Genomic DNA, 24429 nt, shown 5'->3' with positions numbered 1-24429 from the left:
CGCGGCGAGACTCAGTCCGGCACGACCGGTTCGGTCACTGCAGAGCGGTGGACAGCCGGCCGGCGCGGCGGCTTGCGCGGCAGGCGGCCGTTGCGCGACAGCCGCAGCCACATGCGCAAGGCCATCAGCCCGCCGATCGTCTCCACCAGCGCCGACGGCACCCAGATGATCACGCCACCGATCAGCTGCCCGGTCAGCACGTTGAAGGTGAAAGCGCGGCCGCAGATCTCGAAGATCGGGTACAGGTCGGTCTTGGAAAACGTGACGATAGCGCCGGCCACGATCTGCGGCGTCATGGTGATCCCCGGCGACAGCACGCGCAGCCCGGCGGTCATCCGCCCCGGCGGATGCGGCCGGTGGTCGAGCACCAGTGACCAGTAGGCGAAGCCGCTGACCAGCATGCTCCAATTCATGAAGCGGTAGATGCGCCAGTCCAGCATCGCCAGCGTCTGCAGGGACGGGATCAGCCACACCAGGATGAAGGCGATGAACAGCAGCGTCGCCACGGTGGGGTTCAGCAGCACGCGGAAGACCAGTCGCCATGGCCATGAACGCTGCAGCGGCCGCAGCAGGCGCAGCCGCCACGCCAGCGGCAGGCCGGCGCGCAGCACCGTGGCCGGGTAGGCGGTGACGATCAGCAGCGGCGCGATGTGGTGCAGCAGCAGCTGCTGGATGCGGTGCATGAAGAACTCATGCTCGGCGTAGTAATCCAGGTAGGTGTGCAGCGACAGGTAGATGATCGCCATGCCGCACCAGAACGCCAGCTTGCGACCGAAGCTGACCGGCAAGCGGCGGCTGCCGCGCAGGTACAGCACGGCGGCCGTCACGAAGCACGCGAGCAGCACCCACGAGAACTCCCACGGCACGATCCATTTCAGCAAGGTAGCGGTCACTGCAACGGCACTTCGGTCTGCACCGGCAACGGCCGGCGACCGCCCAGCATAATGCCGCGCGGCGGAGGAGTCAGCCTCGGGCTTGCGGCAAGTCGCCGCGCGATGGCCGGCTCAGCGTCGCCGCCGGCTGTGGCGCGTGCGCCGCCAGCCATACAACAGGCCCAGCAGCACCACCAGCGCCGGCACCAGCACGATGTTGATGAACTTCAGGCGCAGGCCCAGCGCGTCGATCTCGGCATTGAGCTGGTGCTGCACGTCGCGCAATTCCTTGTTGATTGCCAGCTGGCGCTGGCGGAACTGCTCGATCTCGCGGCGCTGCTCGGTGGTGGCGGTGCGGGCATGGCTGCCCTTGGCCGGCTGCAGTTCATCCAGCCGGCGGCGGGTATCGGCCAGTTCCTGCTCCAGTTCGTGTTCCTTCTGCAGGAACTTCTGGTCGGCCACGTTGCGCAGCGCCTGTACCCGCGTGAACGGCCGTTGCGAGGTGGAGCGTCCGCGGATCGACAGCAGCGCCGAGGAGCCGCTGAGGTTGTCCACCAGGTTGGTGACGAAATCCCCGTTGTTGGCGAACACCCGCATCATGGTCTGGCCGAGGATGGTCTGCGGCTCCACCCACAGCCGGTCGCTGAGCAGGTCGGTGTCGGCGACCAGGATCACCTCGGCGTCCGGCGCCGACCTGGCGCGGTGGCCCGCCCCGCCGGCACGCTCGGGGAACGCGCTGTCGAACGTGCCACGCAGGCGCGCCGCCAGCACGTAGTGCGCGTTGTCGGGCTTGTAATCCTGCAGCAGCGAGGTGGGGTCGCTGCTCGCGTCCAGCACCCGCTGGGTCGGCACCACCTCGGCCTCGGCGCTGCTCTGCAACAGCGGCACCAGCCGCGTGTGCGCATTCGCAGCGAGGTCGAAATAGCCGGCGGTGGACACGTTGATCCGCTGCAGGCTGGCGGTGACCACGTCGTTGCGGTTCAGCTCCTGCGCGCCCAGGTCGAGCATCGCCGGGTGGTTGAGGCTGCTGCCGGCCAGTTCGATCTGCAGCGCGCGGGCGCGGTCCAGCACCACTTTGTGCGGGTCGTAGCTCACGCCCCAGGCCTTGAACAACCGCGGCAGGTCCGAGCCGTGATCGGGAAAGGTGGTGCTGTCCGGCGCATACGGCGAGGCGTCGAGTTCCGCATCAGGGTCGACGAATACCGCCAGGTGGCCACCGCGCAGCACGTACTGGTCGATCGCGTATTGCGCATCGGGCGGCAGCCGCTTGGGGTGGATCAGCAGCAGCACCTTGATGTGCTCGTCGATGCTGCGCAACGTCGACGCATCCAGCGATTGCACGTCGAACAGCTGGCCCAACTGCTGCAACACCGCCCACGGCGGCGTGCCGAGCACCGGGTTGCCCTGCACCGGCAGCGAACTGATCACCCCGATCGGCGGCTTGCTGGTCTGGTTCAGCTCGTACAGCAGCTTGGCGACGTCGTATTCCAGGAAGGCCTCGCGGGCCGGATCGAAGAACGCGATCGCCAGCGTCTTCTCCGGCACGCGATCGTCCATGGCCTCGTTCTCCCGGCCGCCGGACATGGCGCTGCCGGCCAGGCCGAAGAACACCCGCTCGCCGTTGCTGCCGCCGTTCGCCGCGGTCAGGCCGTTGCCCTCGGCGCTGGCCTCGTCGTCGGAATACGGCACCGGGTCGATGATCTGCAACCGGATGCGCCCGTGCGAACGCGCCACCATCTCCTGCAGCATCTCGCGCACGCGCTGCTCGTAGCTGCGCAACTGCGGCAGATCGCGGGTGGCGTGTTCGGAGAAGTACAGGGTCAGCCGCAACGGCCGCTGCAGCGTGTCGACGATGTGCAGCGTGCCCGGCGTCAGCGTGTACAGCTTGTCGGTGGTGAGGTCGACCCGCGAGGCATGCAGCCAGCGGCTGCTGGCCACGATCAGCGGCACGAACAGCAGCAGCAGCAGCGCCAGCGCACCGTACAGCACACCGCGCCGGGTCAGGTGCAGCGGGGTGGCAAGCAGTCGATGCAGGCGCGAGCGGGGCATGGCGTCAGCGCGTCCGCTTCAGGTCGAGCAGCAACACACCGGCAGCCAGCCAGCCGAGCGTGCTGAGCAGGAAATAGACCAGGTCGCGCACGTCCAGCACGCCGCGTGCGATCGCCTCGAAGTGCCGCAGCATGGACAGGTGCGCCACCGCGTTGATCAGTTTGCGCGGCAGCGTGCCGGAGAAGAAATCCAGCACCTGCGGCTGGCCAACCAGAATCAGCAGCACGCACACCAGCGCAGTCAGGATGAACGCCACCACCTGGCTGCGGGTCAGCGCGGACAGGCAGGCGCCGATCGCGACGAAGCTGCCGGCCATCAGCCAGCTGCCCAGGTAGCCGGCCAGGATCACCCCGTTGTCCGGCGAGCCGAGGTAGTTGACGGTGATCCAGATCGGAAAGGTCAGTAGCAAGGCCAGCCCGATGAACAGCCATGCGGCGAGGAACTTGCCCAGCATCGCCTGCCACAGCGTCAGCGGCAGGGTCAGCAGCAGTTCCAGCGTGCCGCCCTTGGCTTCCTCCGCCCACATGCGCATGGTGATCGCCGGTACCAGGATCAGGTACAGCCACGGGTGCATGGTGAAGAACGGCTGCAGGTCGGCCTGGCCGCGCTCGTAGAAGTCGCCTGCATAGAACGTGAGGATGCCGGCCAGCACCAGGAAGATCACCAGGAACACGTACGCCACCGGCGTCACGAAGTAGCTGCGCAGCTCGCGCCGCAACACCGCGTTGACCGGACTCATGCGCGCCCCTCCGCGACATCGCCGCCGGTGGTGATCTGGCGGAACACCTCGTCCAGCCGGCCGCGCTCGAGCTGGATCTCCGACACCTCCAGGCCCTGCTCACGCAGCAGGGTCTCCACCGGCTCCAGCACCCGCGCGCCCGGCTTCGGGAACACCGTGATGCGGCCGTCCAGCGGATCCACCTCGATTGCCGCCACCTGCGGCAGGCGGCCCAGCATCTCCTGCGACATGCCGCTGCCCGGCGCGCTGAACGACACCGCACCGTGATAGCGCGAGCGCGCCTCCAGCTCGGCCGGAGTGGCATCCGCCAGCAGCTTGCCGCGGGCGATGATCGCCACCCGGTTGCACAGCGCGTGCACCTCCTCCAGCAGGTGGGTGGAGATCAGGATGGTGCGGTCGCGCGCCATCACGTCGATCAGCTGGCGCACCGCGTGCTTCTGGTTCGGGTCGAGGCCGTCGGTGGGTTCGTCCAGCATCAGCACCGGCGGGTCGTGCAGGATCGCCTGGGCCAGCCCGACGCGCCGGCGCAGGCCCTTCGACAGCGTGTCGATGCACAAGCCCAGCACTTCCTCCAGCTGCAACTGCTGCACCACCGCGTCGAAGCGGCGGTAAGCAGCCTCGCCGCTCAGCCCGCGCATGCGCGCGATGAACTGCAGGAACTCGCGCACGGTCATCTCGCCGTAGCTCGGCGCGCCTTCGGGCAGATAGCCCAGCGCACGCTTCGCCTGCAGCGGCTCGCGGCCGATATCGTGCCCGCATACTCGCGCGGTGCCCGAGCTGGGCAGCAGGAAGCCGGCGATCATGCGCATCGCGGTGGACTTGCCGGCACCGTTGGGACCGAGCAGCCCCAGCACCTGGCCCGGCTCGACACGGATGCTCAGCGCATCCACTGCGGTCAGGTTGCCATAGCGTCGGGTGAGCTGGTCAGTTTCGATCATGTCCGATGGTGGGCTGGGGCGGGTGCGCGCATGGCGCGGGCGAACCCGCCTGCCGTCGCCGCGGATCGCCCCGCAATGTACCGCAAGACGCCGGCCCGCGGCCCGAAAAGAAAAAGGCCCTTCCGGACGGAAGGGCCTTTCATGCGCCGCGGCGATGCCGGCTTACTGGCCTGCGCTGGCCGCCGCGGCCGGCTTGGCGGCGCTGGTGGCCGGTGCCGGGGCGGAGCCCGCTGCGGCCGGGGCGCCCTCGTCGAGCGTCGGCGGCTGCAGGCCGGCTTCCTGCTCCGGCGTGTGCTCCGGCGCGTTGCTGATCGGCAGGAACACGTTGTACTTCGCGTAGGTGGTGATGTTGCCGCCGGCATCCTTCACTTCCGGCGTGGCGATCACGTCGTACGGGCGGTTGACCACCTCGTCGTACTTGTAGCCGTGGGTTTGCGCGTAGGCCTTGAGCATGTCGCGGGTCTGCGGCACACCGGCGAAGGTGCCGTTCCACACGCCCTTCAACGCCGCGCCGCCGAAGGCCAGCGTGGCGCGCACGTTGCCGTCCACCACCAGGCGGCCGTAGCGGTCGCGGCTGCCGGCGGCGACGTTGGCGTCCGCGGCGGCGGCGGCGCTGCTGGCCTCGGCCGGCGCGCCGGCGGCATCCAGCGCGGGCGGGGTCGCCGCAGTCAGCTGCTCGCTCTGGCCGTTGATGGTCAGCGTGCTGGAGTCGATCGGGAACGCCACGTCGAAGCTGTAGGTCTGGTCGCCGTAATTGGTGGTGATCAGGATGCGCGAGCCGGTGACGTTCACGCCGAGCTTCTTGGCGGCCGCCTGGACTTCGGTGTTGGCCTTGGCGATGGCGTCTTCCACCGCCTCCATGCCGTCCTTGCGCTGGATCGAGGTGGATACCAGCAGCACTGGAGTGGGCTGGGTCTGTTCGATGTACGGGATCAGCTGGCTGTAGTCGATGTTCGGCACGCCGGCCAGTACGTTCTGCAGGTTGTTCAGGCTGAACTGGATGAACGAGTCCGGATCGCCGTGGATGTACAGGTTGGCGAAGCGGTTGACCAGGTTCCAGCCGTAGGCGACGTCATACGACCAGGTGACCTGGGTCAGCTGGCCGCGACTGCCCTGGCGCTCCAGGTCCAGCGTGAAATGCTTGTCCAGGCCGCGCCAGCTGTTGTCCAGGTTCCAGACGATGCTGGCGGACTTGGTGTTGCTGTCGATCTTGTCGAAATCCGGGGTGGCGCTGGCAATGGTTAGGCCGCCTTTGCCGACCTTCGGGTCGGTGCTGGCCCAGCTGATTTCGGCGCCCGGGCCGTAAGTCTTGCCGGAGAAGCTGAACTCGATGCGCGGGTCGTACGAGCGCAGCACCGAGTAGTCGGGCAGCCGCCGGTAGTTGTTGAGCACGTCGTAGACCTGCCGCATGTCCTTGCCGACAACCAGCTGGCGTTCTACGTGGCCACTGCCGGGCATGACTACAGCCGCCAGGACGCCGATGACCGCCACAATGACCAGGGCAGCAAGAAATTCAAAGACACGCATCATTCCAGAGTTCTCCGAAGCGTCTTTACGCCATACCTAGATTAGGGTTGCCCCAGCCGTCCACGCGGGCCCGCCCGAGGGTTCACCCGTAGGCCATGGCAGGGGGTCGGCAAACGCCGAAGCAACGGATGTTACTTGCTCGCGGGCCGGAACGCTATCGCCCGTCGCAGGCCATCCGGAAGGCCAAAAGCGGGCCACGGCGTGGCCGCCGCAGCGGCCCCGCCCGCCTCATACGATGCCCATTTCCAGCGCCTTCAGCACGGCACGGGTGCGGTCGCGCACGCCGAGCTTGGACAGGATGTTGGACACATGGTTCTTCACCGTGCCCTCGGCCACCTTCAGCGAGTTGGCGATCTCCTTGTTGCTGTAGCCGCCGGACAGCAGACGCAGGATCTCGGTCTCGCGCTCGGTCAGCGGGTCGGGCTGCTCCAGGCTGGTGAAGCTGTTCTGCATCCGCGCCACCCCGGCCATCAGCCGCTGGGTAACCATCGGCGCCACCAGCGAGCCGCCGCCGGCCACGGTGCGCACGGCCTCGACCAGCTGCTCCAGCGAGACGTCCTTCAGCAGGTAGCCGCGCGCGCCGGCCTTGAGCCCCTGCAGCACCAGCTGGTCGTCGTCGAAGGTGGTCAGGATGATCGTCGGCGGCAGCTCGTTGCGGGCGGACAGCGCCTGCAGCACCTCCAGCCCGCTCATGTTCGGCATGCGCAGGTCCAGCAGCACCACGTCCGGCTTGACCCGCGGAATGTCCTGCACGGCCTGGGCACCGTCGGCGCACTCGGCCACCACGCGGATGTCCTCGGCGAGGTCGAGCAGCGAGCGGACCCCCTGGCGCACCAGATTCTGGTCGTCGACGAGACAAACGGAAATCATCGCGGATCCTCGGGCAGACATGACTCAAGAAAGTGATGTTGACAGCCACCGGGCCGGGCCGCTGCCGACACCAGCGCATTTTTGCACGCCGCGCAGGCTGCCAAGATTACGACACATTCAGCGCCGGCGGCTCAAGCCGGGTCGGCGCGTGCGCCAGTGCGATGTGCTCGCCCAGCGGCAGCCGCACGGTCAGGGCAAAGCCCTGGCTGAGGCCGGTGTCCAGCACCACGCTGCCGCCGAATTCCGCCAGCCGCTCGCGCATGCCGGACAGGCCGTTGCCCGGCTCGACGTTCTCCGCGCCGCGGCCGTCGTCGCGCGCGTGCAGGCCGAGCAGGTTTTCCCCCGCGTAGGCGAAATTCAGCCACAGGTTGCGCGCGCCGGCGTGCTTGGCGGTGTTGGTGATGATTTCCTGCGCGCAGCGCAGCAGCACCTGCGCGCGGCGCGGGTCCTCCACGCTGAAGCGCGGTGGCATGACCACGTGCACGTTCAGGCCGGGCACGCCTTCGGTGAGGCTGCGCAGCGCCTGGGTCAGGTCGATCGCATCGTCCTGGCGCAGCTCGCTGACCACCTCGCGCACATCGGCCAGCAGCAGCTTGGCCGTACCCTGCGCCTTGCGCACGTGCGCGCACGCCGCCTCGTTGCTGAGGTGGCTGGCCACTTCCAGGTTCAGGCTCAGCGCGGTCAGGTGGTGGCCGATCAGGTCGTGCAGGTCGCGCGCGATGCGCATGCGCTCGGCGATCCGGCTGGACTCGGCCAGCAGCGCGCGGGTGGCGCGCAACTCGGAGTTCAGCCGACGCTGCACCTCGCGCTGCTCGGCCTGCTGGCTGGCCACGGTCGAGGTGATGAACACCAGTACCGAGATGCCCAGGTAGATGCTGGCCTGGATGAAGCCCACCGCGATGCTATGGTCATACTCAGGGAAGGTGGCGAACACCGCCACCAGGCTCAGGTGCTGCAGCACCAGCCAGGACGCGGCGAGCCAGAACGGCAGCAGCCACGGCAGCACCAGCGAGGCCACCACCATCAGCATCGCCGACAGACCGCTGTGGCTGTACCAGCCCACCGCGACGGCCGCTGCCGTCATCAGGGTCAGCCCCAGCAACTTCAGCCCCGGATAGCGGCGCGAACCGAGGTTGCTGGTCAGCAGCCAGTACATCAGGCCGAAGATCAGGTAGCAGAGCGTCCACAGCAGCAACGAGAAGTTCGGGCGATGCAGCTGGTCGAGCCTTTCGGTGGCCCAGCTGGTGACCAGCGGCGTGCCCGCCGACAGGTAGGTGAAGAAGCCCGCATAGCGGAGCAGGCGGATATGGTTGATGAATGGCCAGCGCATCCGCGCATCATTGGCCGTGGCGGCGCTTCGTGCAATGCGCGGGAAGTCATGGCGCGGGCGACGATGCCGGCTTTACGAAGCTTTTACATGTGCCCTTGCGAGATGTAAGGCCCCCGGCCGCATGTCATAATGGGCCATTGCGCGAGGTTGTGGCCCGACCTCGCGCCCGAATCCACCATTGCGGAGCAACGAATGGCCCTTGCCATCCGCGACGTGCGCGAGCACGACCTGGATGCCGTACTGGCGCTCAACAATGCCGCCGGTCGCTCCATCCTCGCCCTCGATGCAGCCCAGCTGCGCTATTTCTACGAGCACGCCGAGTATTTCCGCGTGGCCGAGATCGACGGTCACCTGGCCGGGTTCCTGATCGCCTTGCGCGAAGGCGGTGACTACGCCAGCCCGAACTACCGTTGGTTCGCCGAACACTACCCGCAGTTCGTCTATATCGACCGCATCGTGATCGCCAACGCCTATCGCCGCCACGGCCTGGGCCGCATCTTCTACTGCGACGTGCACAGCTACGCCGAGGTGCGCGTGCCACTGCTCACCTGCGAGGTGTTCCTGGAGCCGCGCGACGACGTGGTGGTGCTGTTCCACGGCACCTATGGCTTCCAGGAAGTCGGCCAGCAGCGCATGGGCGAGCACGGCCCGCAGGTCAGCCTGCTGGCCCGTGACCTGCCCAGCTACGCCTACGTGCGCGACACCTGGCTCGAACATGGCGGCCTGCCCGACGTGCCGTGGCTGGCCGAGCGCGAGCGCCCTGCCCTGCACGACGCCACCACCCCGCGCCGCCTCGCCGGAGAGCGGCGCCCGTGAATGCAAAAGCAGAAGTCACCGATGCCTGCGACCTGCGCTTCGGCCAGGTCGGTATTGCCTGCGTGCGCGTGCGCCGGGTCGACGCCGCCGCGCTGTGCGACGAACTGGAGCGCCGCGTGCGCGCCGCCCCGCAGATGTTCGCCCGCGCTGCCGTGGTACTGGACCTGAGCCACCTGTCCAACCTGCCCGACGACGGCGCCGTCGACGCGCTGCTGGAGGCAGTGCGCAGCGCCGGCATGCTGCCGGTGGGCCTGGCCTACGGCACCAGCGAGACCGAGGCGCTGGCCAAACGCATGGGCCTGCCGCTGATCGCCAAGTTCCGCGCCGCCTACGAGCCGGCCGCGGGCAGCACGTCACCCGCCGAACCGGCGCCGCGCGCCGAAGCGGCCCCGACCGTGCAGCGCGAGCCGATCCTGTCCGCGCCACCGTCCGATGGCATGCACGGCGCCCAGCACCATGCCGGCTCGGTACGTTCGGGCCAGCAGGTTTACGCGCGCGAGCGCGACCTGATCATCACCGGCGCCGTCGCCAACGGTGCCGAGGTGATCGCCGACGGCAACATCCACATCTACGGCAGCCTGCGCGGCCGCGCCATGGCCGGCGCACAGGGCGACGGCAAGGCGCGCATCTTCGTCTCCGACTTTCGCGCCGAGCTGGTGGCGATTGCCGGGCAGTATCGCGTGTTCGAACAGATTCCCGGCGACCTCGAGGGCCAGTCCGTGCAATGCTGGCTCGAAGGCGACAAGCTGCTGATTGCCAGACTGTAGCCACCCACAACAAGAACAACCACGCGGAGATGGGCCCTTGACTGCTGAGATTATCGTTGTCACCTCCGGCAAAGGCGGCGTCGGCAAGACGACGACCAGCGCCTCGCTCGCCACCGGCCTGGCCATGGCCGGCAAGAAAACCGCGGTGATCGACTTCGACGTCGGCCTGCGCAACCTCGACCTGATCATGGGCTGCGAGCGGCGCGTGGTGTACGACTTCGTCAACGTCGTGCACGGCGAGGCCACGCTGAAGCAGTCGCTGATCAAGGACAAGCGCTACGACAACCTGTACGTGCTGGCCGCCAGCCAGACCCGTGACAAGGACGCGCTGACCATGGAGGGCGTCGAAAAGGTGCTCGACGGCCTGTCCGAAGAGGGCTTCGAGTACGTCGTGTGCGACTCCCCCGCCGGCATCGAGAAGGGCGCCCACCTGGCGATGTACTTCGCCGACCACGCGGTGGTGGTGGTCAACCCGGAAGTGTCCTCGGTGCGCGACTCCGACCGCATCCTCGGCCTGCTCGCCAGCAAGACCCGGCGCGCCGAGAAGGGCGAGAGCCCGGTCACCCAGCACCTGCTGCTGACCCGCTACAACCCCGCGCGCGTGGCGATCGGCGAGATGCTCAGCGTGAAGGACGTCGAGGAAATCCTCGGCATCGAGGTGGTCGGCGTGATCCCCGAATCGGAGAACGTGCTGACCGCCTCCAACAACGGCATCCCGGTGATCGTCGACGCGGCCTCGCAGGCTGGCCAGGCCTACAGCGACACGGTCGCCCGCATCCTCGGCGAAGAGCGCCCGCTGCGCTTCATCGACGTACCGAAGAAAGGCTTTCTCCAGCGCGTGTTCGGAGGTTGATCACGATGGGTATTCTCGATTTCCTCAAGCGCAAGCCCGAGGCCACCGCCAGTGTGGCGCGCGAACGCCTGCGCATCATCGTGGCGCAGGAGCGCTCCACCCGCGGTGCGCCGGATTACCTGCCGATGATGCGCAACGAGCTGCTCGAAGTGATCAAGAAGTATGTCCACGTCGACCTCGAGGCGATCAGCATCAACTTCGAGCGCGACAGCGGCCACGAGATCCTCGAACTCTCGGTCACCCTGCCGGAGGGCAAGCAAGCCGCCAGGAGCGAAACCAAGGGCGAAGCCAAGACCGGCTGAGAGCCGGTTGAGCCAGCGCCATTCCGTCCCCGGACGACGCCGCGTCGCCCGGTCCTTTCTCGCCATCGAAGCCACCTGCGTCCGTCGCGCACACCCATGTCCCCCGACACTCCTCTCGCCTGCGGCGACGACCCGGCCAGCAGCGTGCTGCGCCTGGGCCAGATCGGCTTCGATGCGCCTGCTTCCCTGCTCGATCGCTTCGGCCTCAAGCTCCAGCGCGTGGCGCCGGGCGAACCGATTCCAGGCAGCTTCTGGGGCGACGAGGAGGCCGGTATCATCGGCAGCACCGTCTACGCCCGCGACGACACCCCGGTGCATTCGTTGCTGCACGAGGCCAGCCACCTGATCGTGCTGCCACCGGAAAGACGTCCAGACGTCCATACCGATGCCACCGATTCGATCGAGGAGGAGGACGCCACCTGCTGCCTGCAGATTGTGCTGGCCGGCGAACTGCCCGGCGTGGGGCGCGACCGCCTGATGCGCGACATGGATGCCTGGGGCTACACGTTCCGGCTCGGCTCCGCGCGCGCCTGGTTCGAGCGCGACGCCGACAATGCCCGCGACTTTCTCAAGGCACGCAGCCTGCCGCACGCTTGACGCGCGAATCCCGAATCCCGGCTACCTGGCATGCCAGTCGCCGTCGCCACCCTTCTCGTACTTCTTCTTGACCGCGGCCCAGGCCACCTTGTGCGCGGCCTCCTCGCGCGACTCGCTGCCGCGGCGTTCATCCTTGTCGGCGTAGTCGTCCCAGGCGCTGTTGAACGCCTCCTTGTAGATTTCCTGCGCGTGTTTCGGCACGTGCTTGCGCACGCTGTCGGGCAGTTCACCGATGGATGCGTAAGGCATGGCACGGACCCCGCAATGGACGAGTGATGCCAAGCAGCGTGGGCCATGCGCGATCAAGCCGCCGTCAACCGTACGTGCTCGCCGCGCCAACACGGCGACGCCGTTCAGCGACGGGAGACGTGCGGCTCGCCCGGCACGTACCAGCGCCAGGGTTCGTCGGCCGCGCGGGTGATGCCGACGCGCGTGGTGGCCACCGGCGCGGCGGGCGGCGGCACGCCGTCGTCGACGATGCTGAAGCCGCCGGCGCCACCGACCAGGTCGATGCCGTCCTGCGCGCGGCCGATGCCCATAGCCTGGCACAATCGTGCCGGTCCCCGGCACAGGTCGCGATCGCTGCGGCAACCCGGTCGCGCCGTACGCATCGCGGCCAACCCGGTCAGCGGCGCCAGCGCGCGCAGCAACACCGCAACGCCTTCGCCCTCCTCGCCGCAGACCGGGTTGCAGCACCAGTGCATGCCATAGGTGAAGTACACATAGAGCAATCCGGGCGCACCGAACATCGTCGCATTGCGCGCTGTGCGACCGCGCCAGGAATGTGCGGCCGCATCCGCCGCTCCACAGTAGGCCTCGATTTCCACGATGCGGCCGCTGCGGCCATCCGCATTCAGCAGCACCTTGTTCAGCAGGTCGAGGGCGACCGCGCGCGGGTCGCGCCGGTAGAAGGCGCGACCCAGCGCCACGGGCCGGTCAGGCATACTCGCGCATCCGCGGCACGAACGCCGCTGCCGGCCTGCGGCGGGGCAGCAGCGGCGCCACTCTCAGGCCGCCGACTTCGGCTGGTAGCTGCCCACGTCCGCACGAAAACCGATCGCCAGGCGGTTCTAGCCGTTGATGGTGATGATGGCCAGGGTGAGGTCGACCATCGACTTGTCGTCGAACTGCGCATGCACCTCCTCGTACAGGGCATCGGGCAGTTCATTCGTCGACACCAGGGTGACCGCCTCGGCCCAGGCCAGCGCGGCCCGCTCGCGTGCCGAGTAGAACGGCGCCTCGCGCCACGCCGCCAGCACGTGCAGGCGCTGCTCCGTCTCGCCGGCGGCGCGCGCGTCCTTGCTGTGCATGTCCAGGCAGTACGCGCAACCGTTGATCTGCGACACCCGCATCTTCACCAGTTCGATCAGCGAATGCTCCAGGCCGGAGCCGTGCACATACATCTCCATGCCCAGCATGGCCTTCAGGCCCGCGGGTGCCACCTTGCCGTACTCGATACGCTTGCTCACTACAGACTCCTCGATGAAAAAACTGCTGCGCCGCTCAGCCGCGCTCGAACAGCCGCTGCGCGTCCGCATAGGTGAAGGTGGCGGCCAAACCGTCGAAGCGGCCGCTCTCCAGCAGCGCTGCCGCCGCGCGATCCACCGCCGCCAGCGCCAGCGTGGCGAAACGCGTGGCCGTGCTGACGCGGGCCACGCCCAGCCCGGCGAGCTCGGCCAGGTCGGGCATGCCGGGGCCGGCGGCCACGTTGACCGGCGCGTCGACCGCGCGCACCAGCGCGGCCAGTGTGGCGCGGTCACCCAGCCCGATCGGATAGATGCCGTCGGCACCCGCCGCCAGGTAGGCCTGCGCGCGTTGCACGGCGTCGGCGAGCGGCACGGCCGGATCGGCGACGTGCTGCATCCAGTTGTCCACCCTCGCGTTGATCACGATCGGCACGCCGGCCGCCTCTGCCGCCCCGCGCGCGGCGCGGATGCGTGCCGCGGCCTCCTCGACCGGGCGCAGCGGGCCGTGGCCGGGGCGGCCGTCTTCCAGGTTGATGCCGACCGCGCCGGCCGCGATCGCCGCGCGCACCGTGGCGGCGACCGCCTCCGGCGTCTCGCCATAGCCGGTCTCGATGTCCGCCGTCACCGGCAGGTCGACCACCCGCACGATCCGCGCGATCGCCGCCAACACCTCGGTCAGCGGTGCCTGCTCGCCGTCGGCGTAGCCGAGCGACCAGGCCATGCCGGCGCTGGTGGTGGCAATCGCCGCGAAGCCGCGCTGCGCGAACAGCCGCGCGCTGCCCGCATCCCAGGCGTTCGGCAGCAGCAGGATCGCGCTGCGCTCGTGCATCCGACGGAACGCGTGCGCCTTGTCGACCTGCCTGTCCACCGTAGTGTCTGCCATCGCCTGTTGTCAGGGCGCATAGGGTACACCCGTGGGCTGCGCCAGGCACTGGCCCGGCGCAGCACCGAGGCCTAGAGTTGCCCTGCGCAATCCCGCTGGAGGCACCATGACCGCACGCCGGCTCGCACTGCTGTTCGACGGCACCTGGAACAAGCCCGAGTCGGACACCAACGTGGAGCGCCTGCGCCGGCTGATCGCGCCGCGCGATGCGGGCGGCCATGCGCAGCTGGTCAACTACATTCCCGGCGTGGGCGTAACGCGCGGCATCGCCCATCTGCTCGGCGGCGCGTTCGGCTACGGCCTGTCCGGCAACGTGCTCGATGGCTACCGCTGGCTGTGCGAAACCTGGCAGCCCGGCGACCTGCTCTACCTGTTCGGCTTCAGCCGCGGCGCCTATACCGCGCGCAGCCTTGGCGGGATGATCCGCAAATGCGGCCTGCTCCGCTGCGACAGCCACGGCAGCGTGGCCAGGGCCGACGTCGCCGCCGCGTACGACGTCTATCGCGACACCCGCTGCAAGCCCGACGATCCAGTCGCGGTGGAATTCCGCGCCGACCATTCGATCGTGGTCGACATCCACTTCATCGGCGTATGGGATACCGTCGGCTCGCTCGGCATCCCGGGCACCGCCTCGTGGTTTCCCTACGCGCGCAAGCGCTACCAGTTCCACGACACCGAACTCAGCAGGATCGTGAAATACGCCTACCAGGCGCTGGCACTGGACGAGCACCGCGCCGACTTCGCGCCCACGGTATGGACGCGCAACCCGTACACGGTGAAGCCCGGCGAAACGCTGACCTCGAAGAAGGCCGAGCAGATCGAGATCGAGCAGCGCTGGTTCATCGGCGCGCACGCCGACGTCGGCGGCGGCAACGATTGCGACGGCGCCGGGCGCCGCCCCGACCCTCTGCCCGGGTTGCCGCTGGCCTGGCTGCAGCGCAAGGCGATCGCCGCCGGGCTGGCCTGCCATGCGCTGTTCATGCCGGAAGACGACGCCGCCAGCGGCGTGACGCGCAATTCGTACGCGGAATTCATGGACGGCCTCTACAAGGAATTCAAGCCGCCGTTCGACCGCATGCTCGGCACCGGCGTCAACGAGAAGATCGACGGTTCGGTATGGCAGCGCTGGCTCGCCGACGGCAGCTATCGCTCACCTTCACTGGTCAGGGCGCTGGCCGACAGCAGTGCGCTGGTATTGGCGGATGCCGTGGCGCGCGTCCCCGCGGCCATGCCGGATTCACCGGCGTAGCCGATGCGGCGATGCCTCAGAGCTTGTGAAGAAAACCACTTCCTGCGGTTTTCTTCAGTCGCGAGTCCGGTACACGCCCGGACTCGCTCACATGAAACAGTCACTGGTGTGACTGTTTCATGCCCGGCCCTCGGGCAACCGCTCCTGCGTTGCCTCAACTCGGGCATCGGGCAACCGCTCCCTGCGTTGCCTCAACTCGGGCATCCATGCCCTCGCCGTGGCCGGCCTCAGAGGTTGGAAAAATCACAACCTCTCAGCGCGGCTCGGCGATCCCCGCCTGGATCCCGGCAGCCGTATCGACGCCGGCCAGCGGCTGCCCCAGCGCCCGGCGCGTGATGCGGTAGTACCACCACCACGCAAGCACGCCGAGCAGGGTCAGCGCCGACGCGCCCAACGCCAGCTGCAGCATGTCGCCCGACAGCAGCGGCGACATCACCCCCGCCACGAAGCTGCACAGCATCAGGCTGGCGCAGGCCTGCACCGAGGAGATCCCGCCGCGATGGTGCGGGAAGCGATCCAGCAGCAGCAGCGTGAGCGTGGGGAACGCCAGTTGCACGCCGATGCCGTGCAGGATCAGCGGCAGCATCGACCACGGCAGCCGCGGTGCAGGCAGCGCCAGCGCCAGCAGCAGGTGCGCCGCACACGCCAGCAGCATCACCGCATAACCCAGGCTCACCGTGGACTTCGCGCTGTACCGCCCGGCCATCCGGCCGGACAGCCAGGCACCGCCGATCAGCCCGCTCACCACTGGCACGAACAACCACGGAAAACCCTGCGCCGACAGCTGCAGCAGCCCGCGCACGATGTGCGGCGCCGAGGCGATGTACAGGAACAGGCCGGCGAAATTGACCGAGCTGGAAACCAGCAGCGGCCAGAACACCCGGTCGCGGCCGAACGACAGGTAGCCTGCCAGCAGCGGCCGCGGCGCAAACCGCGTGCGCTGCGCCGGCGGATGGGTTTCGTCCAGGAACCGCTGCAGGGCCAGCGCCAGCAACAGCGAGAACACGGCCAGCAGCCAGAAGATGCCGTGCCAGCCATCGAGCGACAGCAGCAGCGCGCCGACCATCGGCGCGATCACCGGCGCCACCCCGAAGATCATCATCACCTGCGACATCAGCCGCTGCGCTGCCGGCCCTTGCAGGCTGTCGCGGATCACCGCCCGGCCCACCACCAGCCCGGCGCCGGCGGACATGCCCTGCAGCGCGCGGCACGTCAGCAGCATGGCGAACGAGCTGGATACTGCCGCGCCCACCGATGCGGCCGCATACACCAGCAGGCCGGCGACAATCACCGGCTTGCGCCCCACCGCGTCGGAGATCGCGCCATGGAACAGGCTCATCGCGGCGTAGGTGGCCAGGTACACGCTGATCAGTTGCTGCAACGCCGCGGCGTCCACGCCGAAGCGCGCGCCGACCAGCGGGAATGCCGGGAACACCGCATCGATCGAGAACGGCCCGATCATCGACAGCGCGGCCAGCAGCCACGGCAGGCTGCGGCGCACGGGACGATGGGCTGGGCTCATGGCGGCACGGTGGCTACATGGGGCCGCGCAGTATAGAGCCGCTGCGCTTGACGATCGACCGGCCCGATCCATTAGGATGGCCGCTCGGAGATGGCATGCCTCCCGTTCCGGCACCTTCGGCGCGCCGGGACAAACCGCTACTCGCGATCCTGCGTTGAAGCTGATGATGCCTGCACCTCCGGTTCCCGGCGGCGCAGGCGCGCCTGCCGCGGCAACCGGACACTTTCACTGTCGGGAGGCACGCACGTGGGCTTGAACGGATTTGTGGCAATCGGCATCGGCGGCGCGCTGGGCTGCTGGCTGCGCTGGGGGCTGGGCGTACTGCTCAACCCCGTCTTCCCCACCCTGCCGTTGGGCACGCTGGCGGCGAACCTGGCCGGCGGCCTGCTGATGGGCTGCGTGATGGGCCTGTTCGACCACTTCCAGGCACTGTCGCCGGCGCTGCGATTGTTCGTGTTCACTGGCTTCCTCGGCGGGCTGACCACGTTCTCCACCTTTTCGGCGGAATCGGCCACGCTGCTGCTGCGCCAGCAATACCTGTGGTTCAGCGGCCACGTGGCCGTGCACGTGGCCGGCTCGCTGGCGATGACCGTGCTCGGCATCGCGCTCACCCGCAGCCTGCTGCGCCACTGAACCCTGGAGCACCCAATGAACCAGGAAACCCTGCAGCACGGCGTACACCTGACCTTCTACTGCCACTCGCGCGCGAAGCACGATGGCATGCTGCTGTCCGAGTGGCTGCTGGAACAGGCCAGGGCCCATGGCATCGGTGGCGGCTCGGTGTTCCGCGCCATCACCGGCTTCGGCCGCCACGGCGTGCTGCACGAGGAGCAGTTCTTCGAGTTGGCCGACGACCTGCCGGTGAAGATCGAATTCCTGCTGCGCGAGGAGCAGGCCGAACTGCTGCTGCAACTGGTGCGCCAGGCCGGTGTCGACGCGACGTATGCACGTTCGCCGGCAGACTTTGCCGTGCTTGGTGGCCACTGACTGCCACGCTTCCACGGGGACCCGCATGAGCCAGGACGATCTGAAGAACCGCGCCAGCGAACTGCTCGAACAGGCTGGCATCCGCATCGACGGCGGCGCCCCGACCGACCTGCGCGTGCACGACGAGCGCCTGTACGCGCGTGTGTTCGCGCACGGCTCGCTGGGCCTGGGCGAGGCCTACATGGACGGCTGGTGGGACGCCGACGACCTGTCCGCGCTGTTCACCCGCCTGCTCGGCGCCGGACTGGACCAGGAGCTGCGCACGCTCGACACCCTGCTCGCCCACCTCAAGGCGCGCTTCATCAACCTGCAGCGCGGCGAGCGCGCGTTCGAGATCGGCAAGGCGCACTACGACCTCGGCAACGACCTGTTCCAGGCCATGCTGGGCAAGCGCCTGGTGTACTCCTGCGGCTACTGGGCCAAGGCCGACAATCTCGACGACGCACAGGCGGCCAAGCTCGACCTGGTTTGCCGCAAGCTGCAGCTGAAGACCGGCCAGCGCGTGCTGGACATCGGCTGCGGCTGGGGCGAGGCGCTGAAATACGCGGCCGAACGCTACGGCGTGGAGGGCGTCGGCATCACCGTGTCGCAGCAGCAGGCCGACTACGCGCGCGAGCTGTGCGCCGGCCTGCCGATCGAAATCCGCCTCGAGGACTATCACGAGGTCAACGAACAGTTCGACGCGGTGTACTCGATCGGCATGTTCGAGCACGTCGGCGGCAGGAACTACCGCGCCTACTTCGAAACCGTGCGCCGCTGCCTGAAGAACGGCGGCCTCTCGCTGCTGCATTGCATCGGCAGCAATGGCGCGCCGGCGCAGCCCGATCCGTGGATCGAGAAGTACATCTTCCCCAACTCGATGATCCCCGCCGCGAGCCAGCTCACCACCGCGCTGGAGGACCTGTTCGTGGTCGAGGACTGGCACAACTTCGGCGCCGACTACGACCGCACGCTCACCGCCTGGCGCGCCAACATCGAGGCCGCCTGGCCCGGCCTGCCGCCCGGCTACGACGAACGCTTCCGGCGCATGTGGCGCTACTACCTCGCCGCCTCCGCCGCGGTGTTCCGCTGCCGTCGCGACCAGCTGTGGCAACTGGTGCTTAGCCCGCACGGGGTGTCCGGCGGGTATCGCGTGCCGCGCTGAGCCGGCCGCGCGGTTGCCCGCGCGGCCCGCATGGCGAAGAAACGTTATATGGCCAGTTCCTGCCACGCCCGAACGGCAGCCGCGTGGCGATGTACGATGACCATCTGCCCGGAAAGCCCCGGGCACAAGACGCCCCTGCAAGCGTGGCGTCAGAAACGGCGCGAGCTCTCTGTTGGGCGACTACGACTAGATAACCAGACGGGATCGGACAGAACGCCATGACCGATGCATACGACTATGACCTGCTCGTGATCGGCGCCGGCACCGGTGGCAATGGCGTCGCCCGGAGGGTCGCGACGGCGGGCTGGAACGTCGCCATCATCGACAGCCTACCCTATGGTGGCACCTGTACGTTGCGCGGGTGCGACCCCAAAAAGATGCTGATCGCCGTCACCGAAGGCGTGGGATGGGCGCACAACATGAAGGGCAAAGGGTTCGACGCCCACACGTCGATCGACTGGCCCGCCATGATGGCGTTCAAGCGTACCTTCACCGATGTCATGCCGTCACGAATCGAGGCGGCAATGCAACGCGCAGGAGTGGCCACGCTGCACGGCGACGTGCGTTTTACCGGTCCGGATACGGTCGAGGTCAACGGCGCCACGCTGCGTGCGAAGCACTTCCACTTGGCCACCGGCGCACGGCCGATGACGCTGAACATCCCCGGCGAAGACCTGCTGCTCACCAGCACCGGGTTTCTTGAGCTGCCGGAGGCGCCGCAGAAGGTCGTCTTCGTCGGCGGCGGCTTCATCGCCATGGAGTTCGCCCATGTGGCCCGGCGGGCGGGAGCCAGCGAAGTCACCGTGCTGGAGATGGCCGAGCGCCCGTTGAGCAATTTCGATCCGGATCTGGTCGATCTCCTAGCCGATGCCACGACCGAGTTGGGCATCCATCTGCAAACCCAGGCCAAGGTCCGGAAGATCGAGCAGACCGGCGAGGCATATACCGTGACCTATGAAACGCCCTCTGGCGTCAGGACCCTCACCTGCGGGCGTGTCGTGCATGGCGGCGGCCGGGTGCCGAACATCGAGCACCTGAATCTGGCGGCGGCGAGCGTCGAAAGCGGTCGGCGCGGCATCACGGTGAGTCCCTACATGCGAACCACCAATCCCGCGATTTTCGCCGCCGGCGATTGCGCCGATAGCGGTCCGAACCTCACGCCGGTTTCGGTTTACGAGGCACGCATTGCGGGCAAGAACCTCCTGGCCGGCAAGGACGAGCACGCGATCCAATACCCGCCGATCCCGAGTGTCGTGTTCACGTTGCCGCCGGTGGCCGCCGTCGGACTGTCCGAAGCCGAGGCGCGCGAGCGCGGCCTCCAGTTCGACGTCAAATTCGAGAAAACCAGTGGCTGGTATTCCTCGCTGCGCGTCGGGGCACGCAGAAGCGCTTTCAAGACGCTCGTCGAGCACGGGACGGGCCTGATCCTGGGCGCGCATGTGATGGGGCCCGGTGCCGAGGAACAAATCAACCTGTTCGCGATGGCGATGGGCGCGGGCCTGACCGCGAAGCAGATCAAGGCCACCATCTTTGCGTACCCGAGCTTCGCCTCCGACATCAGTTCGATGGTGTAGCTCCGACGCAACGACGCGCTCGCGCGGGGGCGGGTCGCCGCTGCGGGAACGGCATGGCCCGCTGCGGCGCGTACACCCGGCCACCTCGGGCGAGGCATCCGCTTCGTGGACCGACGCGGTGGTCAGGGCGCCAAGATGATCGATGTATGACGTCACACGATCTGTTGCCGCCCGCCGATGCCCTTCCCATGCTGGATCCGGCCATGCTGGACGCCAGCGCGGCGACAGCCGTGCACGACATCCTGGCAGAAGCCGCGTCGGCCAATACCGCGTGAAGCTACGCCAACGCCCTGCGTTACTGGGTGGCATGGTTTGCCGGGCGCTGCTGAAATAACGGAACGGAGGAAATCAAGTCGGAGCTTCGAGCAAAGTAGAGGCAAGTGATCAATTTGATTCAATCACCTGCACCCCCGAAACATCACCACACGCGAATCGCAGACCGAACATGACCACCTCGGCCCTGGTACTCACCCTGTTCCTTGCCTGGACGCTGCTCCTGCTGACCGTCATGGAGGCGCTGCGCGGCTACCTCGTTGTCACGGGCCACGTCCGTTCGAACGAGTTCAAACCCGACAACTCGAATCTTTCGCCGTTCATGCAGCGGCTTGCCCGCGCACACGCAAACTGCGTCGAGAGCCTGCCGGTCTTCGGCGGCCTGCTGCTGGTCGCCATCGTGTTGGGCCGGGCGGAAGTCACGGATACGCTTGCGCCCTGGCTGCTGGGCGCCCGGATCGTCCAGTCCGGCATCCATCTGGCCTCGACCAGCATCATCGCCGTCAATGCCCGCTTCACCGCCTTCGCCGTGCAGATGGGCATCGGCCTCTACTGGACCTGGCTGCTGCTTGGCCTGTAGCACGCACCCCGGCAGCCTCATCCGGCGCACGTCCACGACGGCCCGGTCCAGCTCTCCCGGCAGATGCCCGCAATGCTTTTCGCGCCAACGGCGACGCGGATGGCCACGGCCATGGCATGCGGGAGTCTTGCCGGCCGGCACCCGCGCCATCCCGACCTCGCGGTTCCACAGGCCAACGGCCCACGCCATGGTCATCTCGCCGGGATTGAACCGGCCGCGGCCAGCCGCGACACTCCCGGCATGAAGACCACGCTCACCCTGCGCCTGCTCGCCAGCCTCGCCCTGCTGTTCGCCTGCACTTCGGTGCTGGCGAAACCGGCCTTGTGGGTGGTGAAGGATGCCGATACCACCATCTACCTGTTCGGCACCGTGCACCTGATGCCGCGCGACGCCGGCTGGCACGACGCCGCGCTGGAGCAGGCGCTGGCGGACAGCCAGACGCTGTACATCGAGCTGACCGATGACGACCCGGCGAACATGGCGGCGCTGGTATTGCGCTACGGGATGGACGTGGCGCACCCCCTCTCCAGCCAGCTCAGCCCGGCGGAGGCGCACCGACTTGACCTGCTGGCGAACAAGCTCGGCGTGCCCGGCGGCATGCAGACGCTGAACGTGATGCGTCCGTGGCTGGCCGCGCTGACGCTGGCGGTGACGCCGCTGCAAAAGGCCGGGCTCGACCCCGAGCACGGCGTGGACAAGCAGTTGAAGGCGCAGATGAGCGCGGCCGGCAAGCCGGTGCTGGGGCTGGAAACCGCCGAGCGGCAGATCCGCTTTCTCGCCGACATGCCGCGCCCCGTCGAACTGGCGTTGCTGCGCTCGACCATGCGCGATGCTGACATGGGTTCGATCCTGTTCACCGAACTGATCGACGCCTGGAAGGCCGGCGACGTGGACACCATCGCCCGCATCGGCAACGACGACATGCGCCAGCACGAACCGAAGCTCTACCAGCTGCTGCTCGTGCAACGCAACGAGGCCTGGGCGACAAAGATCGCCACCATGCTGCAGCAGCCGGGCACCACCTTCATCGCGGTCGGCGCCGCCCACCTGGCCGGGCCGGACAGCGTGCAGGTACAGCTGCGGCAGTTGGGCGTGCCGGTCGAACGCCTGCCCTGATCAGTCGATGCCGGCGACAGCATGCGGCAGGTACGGCGCTTCGAGCGCCGCGATCTCCGCTGCCGGCAGCCTGACCGCCAACGCCGCCACCGCCTCTTCCAGGTGGTGCGGCCGGGTCGCGCCCACGATCGGCGCCGTCACCACCGGCTGGTGCAGCAGCCACGCCAGCGCCACCTGCGCGCGCGGCACGCCGAGCCGCGCGGCGACCTCGCCGACGCGGTCCACCACGGCCTTGTCCGCCGCCTTGCTCGCGGCGTACACGCCATCGCCCCACGGATCGGAGCCGCCGCGCACCGTGCTGGGTTTGTCCTCCCACGCCCGCGCCAGGCGGCCGCGCGCCAGCGGGCTCCACGGCACCACGCCGATACCCTGGTCGGCGCACAACGCCAGCATCTCGCGCTCCTCCTCGCGATACAGCAGGTTGTAGTGCGGCTGCATCGACACGAAGCGCGTCCAGCCGCGCAGGTCGGCGGTGTACAGCGCCTGGGCGAACTGCCACGCCGACATCGACGAGGCGCCCAGGTAACGCGCCTTGCCCGCCTTCACCACGTCGTGCAGCGCCTCCAGCGTTTCCTCGATCGGCGTGGCCGCGTCCCAGCGATGGATCTGGTAGAGATCGACGTAGTCGGTGCCGAGGCGGCGCAGGCTGGCGTCGATCTCGGTCATGATCGCCTTGCGCGACAGGCCGCCGCCGTTCGCGTCGGCGCGCATCGGGTAGAACACCTTGGTCGCAATGACGACCTCCTCGCGCCGGGCGAAATCATGCAACGCGCGCCCCAGCACCTGCTCGCTGCCGCCACCCGAGTACATGTTCGCCGTGTCGAAATAGTTGATGCCCAGTTCCAGCGCGCGCCGGATGAACGGCCGGCTGTGCTCCTCGTCCAGCGTCCATGGCCGCGCCTCGGTGGGCATTGCCGAATAGCTCATGCAGCCCAGGCAGATGCGCGAGACCTTGAGGCCGGATTGGCCGAGATTGATGTAGTCCATGCTGTTCTCCTTCAGGGTTCGGATGTCGATGCAGGTTCAGCGCGGCGCCGCCCGGTGCAGGTTGATGCCCGCGATGACCAGGGCGATGCCGGCCAGCTCGGCCGGGCCCGGCCACTGGTGCAGCACCACGATGCCGATCACGCAGGCGGTGGCCGGCAGCAGCGCCAGCATCAGCGCGAATGTGGCGCGCGGCAACCGCGCCATCGCCAACTGGTCGCACACGTACGGGATCACCGACGACGACACGCCCACGCCGATGCCTGCGGCCAGCAGGCCGGGATGGGTGAAGGCCACCGCCGCCTCGCGCCAGCCCAGCGGCATCACAACCAGCAGCGCCACCAGCATCGCCGCGGCCAGCCGGTCGATGCCATGGCCGCCGCCGTCCCCGGCAATGCGATGGCTGAGCACGATGTACAGCATGAACAGCGCGCAGTTCGCGAACGCGAAAGCAAAGCCGGTGGCCGTACCGGCGAAACGCGCGTGGGTCAGCATGGTCACGCCGGCCGCCGCCACGGCGAGCGCCACCACGTTGCGGCGGCTGTGCAGGCCGGCCAAGGCCAGCGCGATCGGGCCGAGGAACTCGATCGCGCCCACCGTGGCCAGCGGCAACCGGTCGATCGCCAGGTAGAAGCAGACGTTCATGCCGCCCAGCACCGCGCCCAGCGCCACGCTGTTCCAGCGCACCGCGGCGCTCTGCTGTGTGAAATAGCGCCAGGGCCGTCGCCACAGCGCGAAGATCAGCGCTGCGCTGGCGATCCGCAGCCAGGCCACGCCCAGCGGCGCGACGTGGGCGAACAGCAGCACCGCAAACGCGGGCCCCAGGTAATGGAAGACCGCGCTGACCATGAAGTACAGCGAGGGCGGCACCCGTTTGCCAGCGGCAAGGGATAGCGACCGCGGCTCGAGCGTGGCGGAATCGGATGCATGGTTCATGCAGCCACTTTTGCAAACGATCGGCGCATGATCCATCCCGAAAAGAAGGAATCAA

General features: G+C 68.2%; 27 protein-coding genes and 1 riboswitch. Of the genes, 13 read left to right on the top strand and 14 right to left on the bottom strand.

What is annotated here, in order from left to right; translation table 11 throughout:
* Positions 1 to 11: 11 nt before the first annotated feature.
* The 7 genes from UUA_RS00910 to UUA_RS00880 all read right to left on the bottom strand — a co-directional run bounded on the left by UUA_RS00910 (position 12) and on the right by UUA_RS00880 (position 8325).
* Positions 12 to 893, bottom strand: coding sequence for a cytochrome c oxidase assembly protein (locus tag UUA_RS00910; protein ID WP_008433465.1), 882 nt, complete (start codon positions 891 to 893; stop codon positions 12 to 14).
* 111 nt (positions 894 to 1004) lie between these two features.
* Positions 1005 to 2921 (bottom strand): GldG family protein, encoded by a 1917-nt coding sequence (locus UUA_RS00905; RefSeq protein ID WP_008433464.1) that lies wholly within the window; start codon positions 2919 to 2921, stop codon positions 1005 to 1007.
* Between the two features lie 4 nt (positions 2922 to 2925).
* Positions 2926 to 3660, bottom strand: coding sequence for an ABC transporter permease subunit (locus UUA_RS00900; protein WP_008433463.1), 735 nt, complete (start codon positions 3658 to 3660; stop codon positions 2926 to 2928).
* Entirely contained in the window at positions 3657 to 4598 is a 942-nt protein-coding gene (locus tag UUA_RS00895) for an ABC transporter ATP-binding protein (protein WP_008433462.1), read from the bottom strand. Before UUA_RS00895 ends, UUA_RS00900 begins: the two co-directional genes overlap by 4 nt.
* A 162-nt stretch (positions 4599 to 4760) precedes the next feature.
* Positions 4761 to 6128, bottom strand: coding sequence for an SRPBCC family protein (locus UUA_RS00890; RefSeq protein ID WP_008433461.1), 1368 nt, complete (start codon positions 6126 to 6128; stop codon positions 4761 to 4763).
* A 225-nt stretch (positions 6129 to 6353) separates the two neighbouring features.
* On the bottom strand, positions 6354 to 6995 hold the full coding sequence (locus UUA_RS00885; RefSeq protein ID WP_007507744.1) for a response regulator: 642 nt from the start codon (positions 6993 to 6995) through the stop codon (positions 6354 to 6356).
* Positions 6996 to 7101: 106 nt separating this feature from the next.
* Positions 7102 to 8325, bottom strand: coding sequence for a sensor histidine kinase (locus UUA_RS00880; protein WP_008433458.1), 1224 nt, complete (start codon positions 8323 to 8325; stop codon positions 7102 to 7104).
* A 192-nt stretch (positions 8326 to 8517) separates the two neighbouring features.
* Here UUA_RS00880 and UUA_RS00875 point away from each other — a divergent pair, with 192 nt between their 5' ends.
* The 5 genes from UUA_RS00875 (at position 8518) to UUA_RS00855 (ending at position 11660) form a co-directional block, all read left to right on the top strand.
* Positions 8518 to 9141 carry a GNAT family N-acetyltransferase gene (locus tag UUA_RS00875; protein ID WP_008433456.1) on the top strand — a complete coding sequence of 208 codons (624 nt, stop codon included), beginning with the start codon at positions 8518 to 8520 and terminating at the stop codon, positions 9139 to 9141.
* The gene (gene minC, locus UUA_RS00870) at positions 9138 to 9908 is read left to right on the top strand and encodes a septum site-determining protein MinC (RefSeq protein WP_008433454.1); all 771 of its coding nucleotides are present in this window, start codon (positions 9138 to 9140) and stop codon (positions 9906 to 9908) included. Before UUA_RS00875 ends, minC begins: the two co-directional genes overlap by 4 nt.
* A gap of 37 nt (positions 9909 to 9945) precedes the next feature.
* On the top strand, positions 9946 to 10761 hold the full coding sequence (minD, locus tag UUA_RS00865) for a septum site-determining protein MinD (RefSeq protein ID WP_008433453.1): 816 nt from the start codon (positions 9946 to 9948) through the stop codon (positions 10759 to 10761).
* A 5-nt stretch (positions 10762 to 10766) separates the two neighbouring features.
* Positions 10767 to 11063: a cell division topological specificity factor MinE gene (minE, locus tag UUA_RS00860; RefSeq protein ID WP_008433452.1), complete on the top strand. Its 297-nt coding sequence runs from the start codon at positions 10767 to 10769 to the stop codon at positions 11061 to 11063.
* A 96-nt stretch (positions 11064 to 11159) separates the two neighbouring features.
* Positions 11160 to 11660 carry a hypothetical protein gene (locus UUA_RS00855; RefSeq protein WP_039953333.1) on the top strand — a complete coding sequence of 167 codons (501 nt, stop codon included), beginning with the start codon at positions 11160 to 11162 and terminating at the stop codon, positions 11658 to 11660.
* 21 nt (positions 11661 to 11681) lie between these two features.
* On the opposite strand, the gene chaB is transcribed toward UUA_RS00855, so the two are convergent.
* The 4 genes from chaB to UUA_RS00835 all read right to left on the bottom strand — a co-directional run bounded on the left by chaB (position 11682) and on the right by UUA_RS00835 (position 14009).
* Positions 11682 to 11909: a putative cation transport regulator ChaB gene (gene chaB, locus UUA_RS00850; protein WP_008433449.1), complete on the bottom strand. Its 228-nt coding sequence runs from the start codon at positions 11907 to 11909 to the stop codon at positions 11682 to 11684.
* A 104-nt stretch (positions 11910 to 12013) separates the two neighbouring features.
* Positions 12014 to 12604, bottom strand: a complete 591-nt coding sequence (locus UUA_RS00845) for a DNA-3-methyladenine glycosylase (protein WP_008433447.1) — start codon at positions 12602 to 12604, stop codon at positions 12014 to 12016.
* A 126-nt stretch (positions 12605 to 12730) separates the two neighbouring features.
* Positions 12731 to 13129, bottom strand: a complete 399-nt coding sequence (locus UUA_RS00840; protein WP_008433445.1) for a carboxymuconolactone decarboxylase family protein — start codon at positions 13127 to 13129, stop codon at positions 12731 to 12733.
* Positions 13130 to 13163: 34 nt separating this feature from the next.
* Complete coding sequence (locus UUA_RS00835) at positions 13164 to 14009, bottom strand: isocitrate lyase/PEP mutase family protein (RefSeq protein ID WP_008433444.1); 846 nt, start codon at positions 14007 to 14009, stop codon at positions 13164 to 13166.
* 106 nt (positions 14010 to 14115) lie between these two features.
* Here UUA_RS00835 and UUA_RS00830 point away from each other — a divergent pair, with 106 nt between their 5' ends.
* A complete protein-coding gene (locus UUA_RS00830) occupies positions 14116 to 15258 on the top strand; it encodes a DUF2235 domain-containing protein (protein ID WP_008433442.1) in 1143 nt (380 codons plus the stop codon).
* A gap of 253 nt (positions 15259 to 15511) precedes the next feature.
* Here UUA_RS00830 and UUA_RS00825 read toward each other — a convergent pair whose 3' ends face one another.
* The gene (locus tag UUA_RS00825) at positions 15512 to 16780 is read right to left on the bottom strand and encodes a multidrug effflux MFS transporter (protein WP_039953329.1); all 1269 of its coding nucleotides are present in this window, start codon (positions 16778 to 16780) and stop codon (positions 15512 to 15514) included.
* Positions 16781 to 16857: 77 nt separating this feature from the next.
* Positions 16858 to 16960, top strand: a riboswitch (Fluoride riboswitch).
* Positions 16961 to 17026: 66 nt separating this feature from the next.
* Between UUA_RS00825 and crcB the strand changes: the two genes are divergently transcribed.
* The 7 genes from crcB (at position 17027) to UUA_RS00795 (ending at position 22454) form a co-directional block, all read left to right on the top strand.
* A complete protein-coding gene (gene crcB, locus UUA_RS00820; RefSeq protein ID WP_008433439.1) occupies positions 17027 to 17413 on the top strand; it encodes a fluoride efflux transporter CrcB in 387 nt (128 codons plus the stop codon).
* Between the two features lie 15 nt (positions 17414 to 17428).
* A complete protein-coding gene (locus UUA_RS00815) occupies positions 17429 to 17767 on the top strand; it encodes a DUF190 domain-containing protein (protein ID WP_008433437.1) in 339 nt (112 codons plus the stop codon).
* Positions 17768 to 17792: 25 nt separating this feature from the next.
* On the top strand, positions 17793 to 18911 hold the full coding sequence (gene cfa / locus UUA_RS00810) for a cyclopropane fatty acyl phospholipid synthase (RefSeq protein WP_008433435.1): 1119 nt from the start codon (positions 17793 to 17795) through the stop codon (positions 18909 to 18911).
* A gap of 218 nt (positions 18912 to 19129) precedes the next feature.
* On the top strand, positions 19130 to 20485 hold the full coding sequence (locus UUA_RS00805) for a dihydrolipoyl dehydrogenase family protein (RefSeq protein WP_008433434.1): 1356 nt from the start codon (positions 19130 to 19132) through the stop codon (positions 20483 to 20485).
* A gap of 146 nt (positions 20486 to 20631) precedes the next feature.
* A complete protein-coding gene (locus UUA_RS20175) occupies positions 20632 to 20760 on the top strand; it encodes a hypothetical protein (RefSeq protein ID WP_268793776.1) in 129 nt (42 codons plus the stop codon).
* Between the two features lie 170 nt (positions 20761 to 20930).
* Positions 20931 to 21338, top strand: coding sequence for an MAPEG family protein (locus tag UUA_RS00800; RefSeq protein WP_008433432.1), 408 nt, complete (start codon positions 20931 to 20933; stop codon positions 21336 to 21338).
* A 240-nt stretch (positions 21339 to 21578) separates the two neighbouring features.
* On the top strand, positions 21579 to 22454 hold the full coding sequence (locus UUA_RS00795; RefSeq protein WP_008433431.1) for a TraB/GumN family protein: 876 nt from the start codon (positions 21579 to 21581) through the stop codon (positions 22452 to 22454).
* Here UUA_RS00795 and UUA_RS00790 read toward each other — a convergent pair whose 3' ends face one another.
* Both UUA_RS00790 and UUA_RS00785 read right to left on the bottom strand, forming a co-directional pair.
* Positions 22455 to 23441, bottom strand: coding sequence for an aldo/keto reductase (locus UUA_RS00790; RefSeq protein ID WP_008433428.1), 987 nt, complete (start codon positions 23439 to 23441; stop codon positions 22455 to 22457). It lies immediately after the preceding gene.
* Between the two features lie 36 nt (positions 23442 to 23477).
* Positions 23478 to 24374 (bottom strand): EamA family transporter, encoded by an 897-nt coding sequence (locus UUA_RS00785; protein WP_008433426.1) that lies wholly within the window; start codon positions 24372 to 24374, stop codon positions 23478 to 23480.
* Positions 24375 to 24429 lie beyond the last annotated feature (55 nt).

It is taken from the genome of Rhodanobacter thiooxydans LCS2 (assembly GCF_000264375.1).
Taxonomy (GTDB): domain Bacteria; phylum Pseudomonadota; class Gammaproteobacteria; order Xanthomonadales; family Rhodanobacteraceae; genus Rhodanobacter; species Rhodanobacter thiooxydans.
Note: the sequence above shows the minus strand (reverse complement) of the source record. Positions and strands in the feature narration are given on the sequence as shown.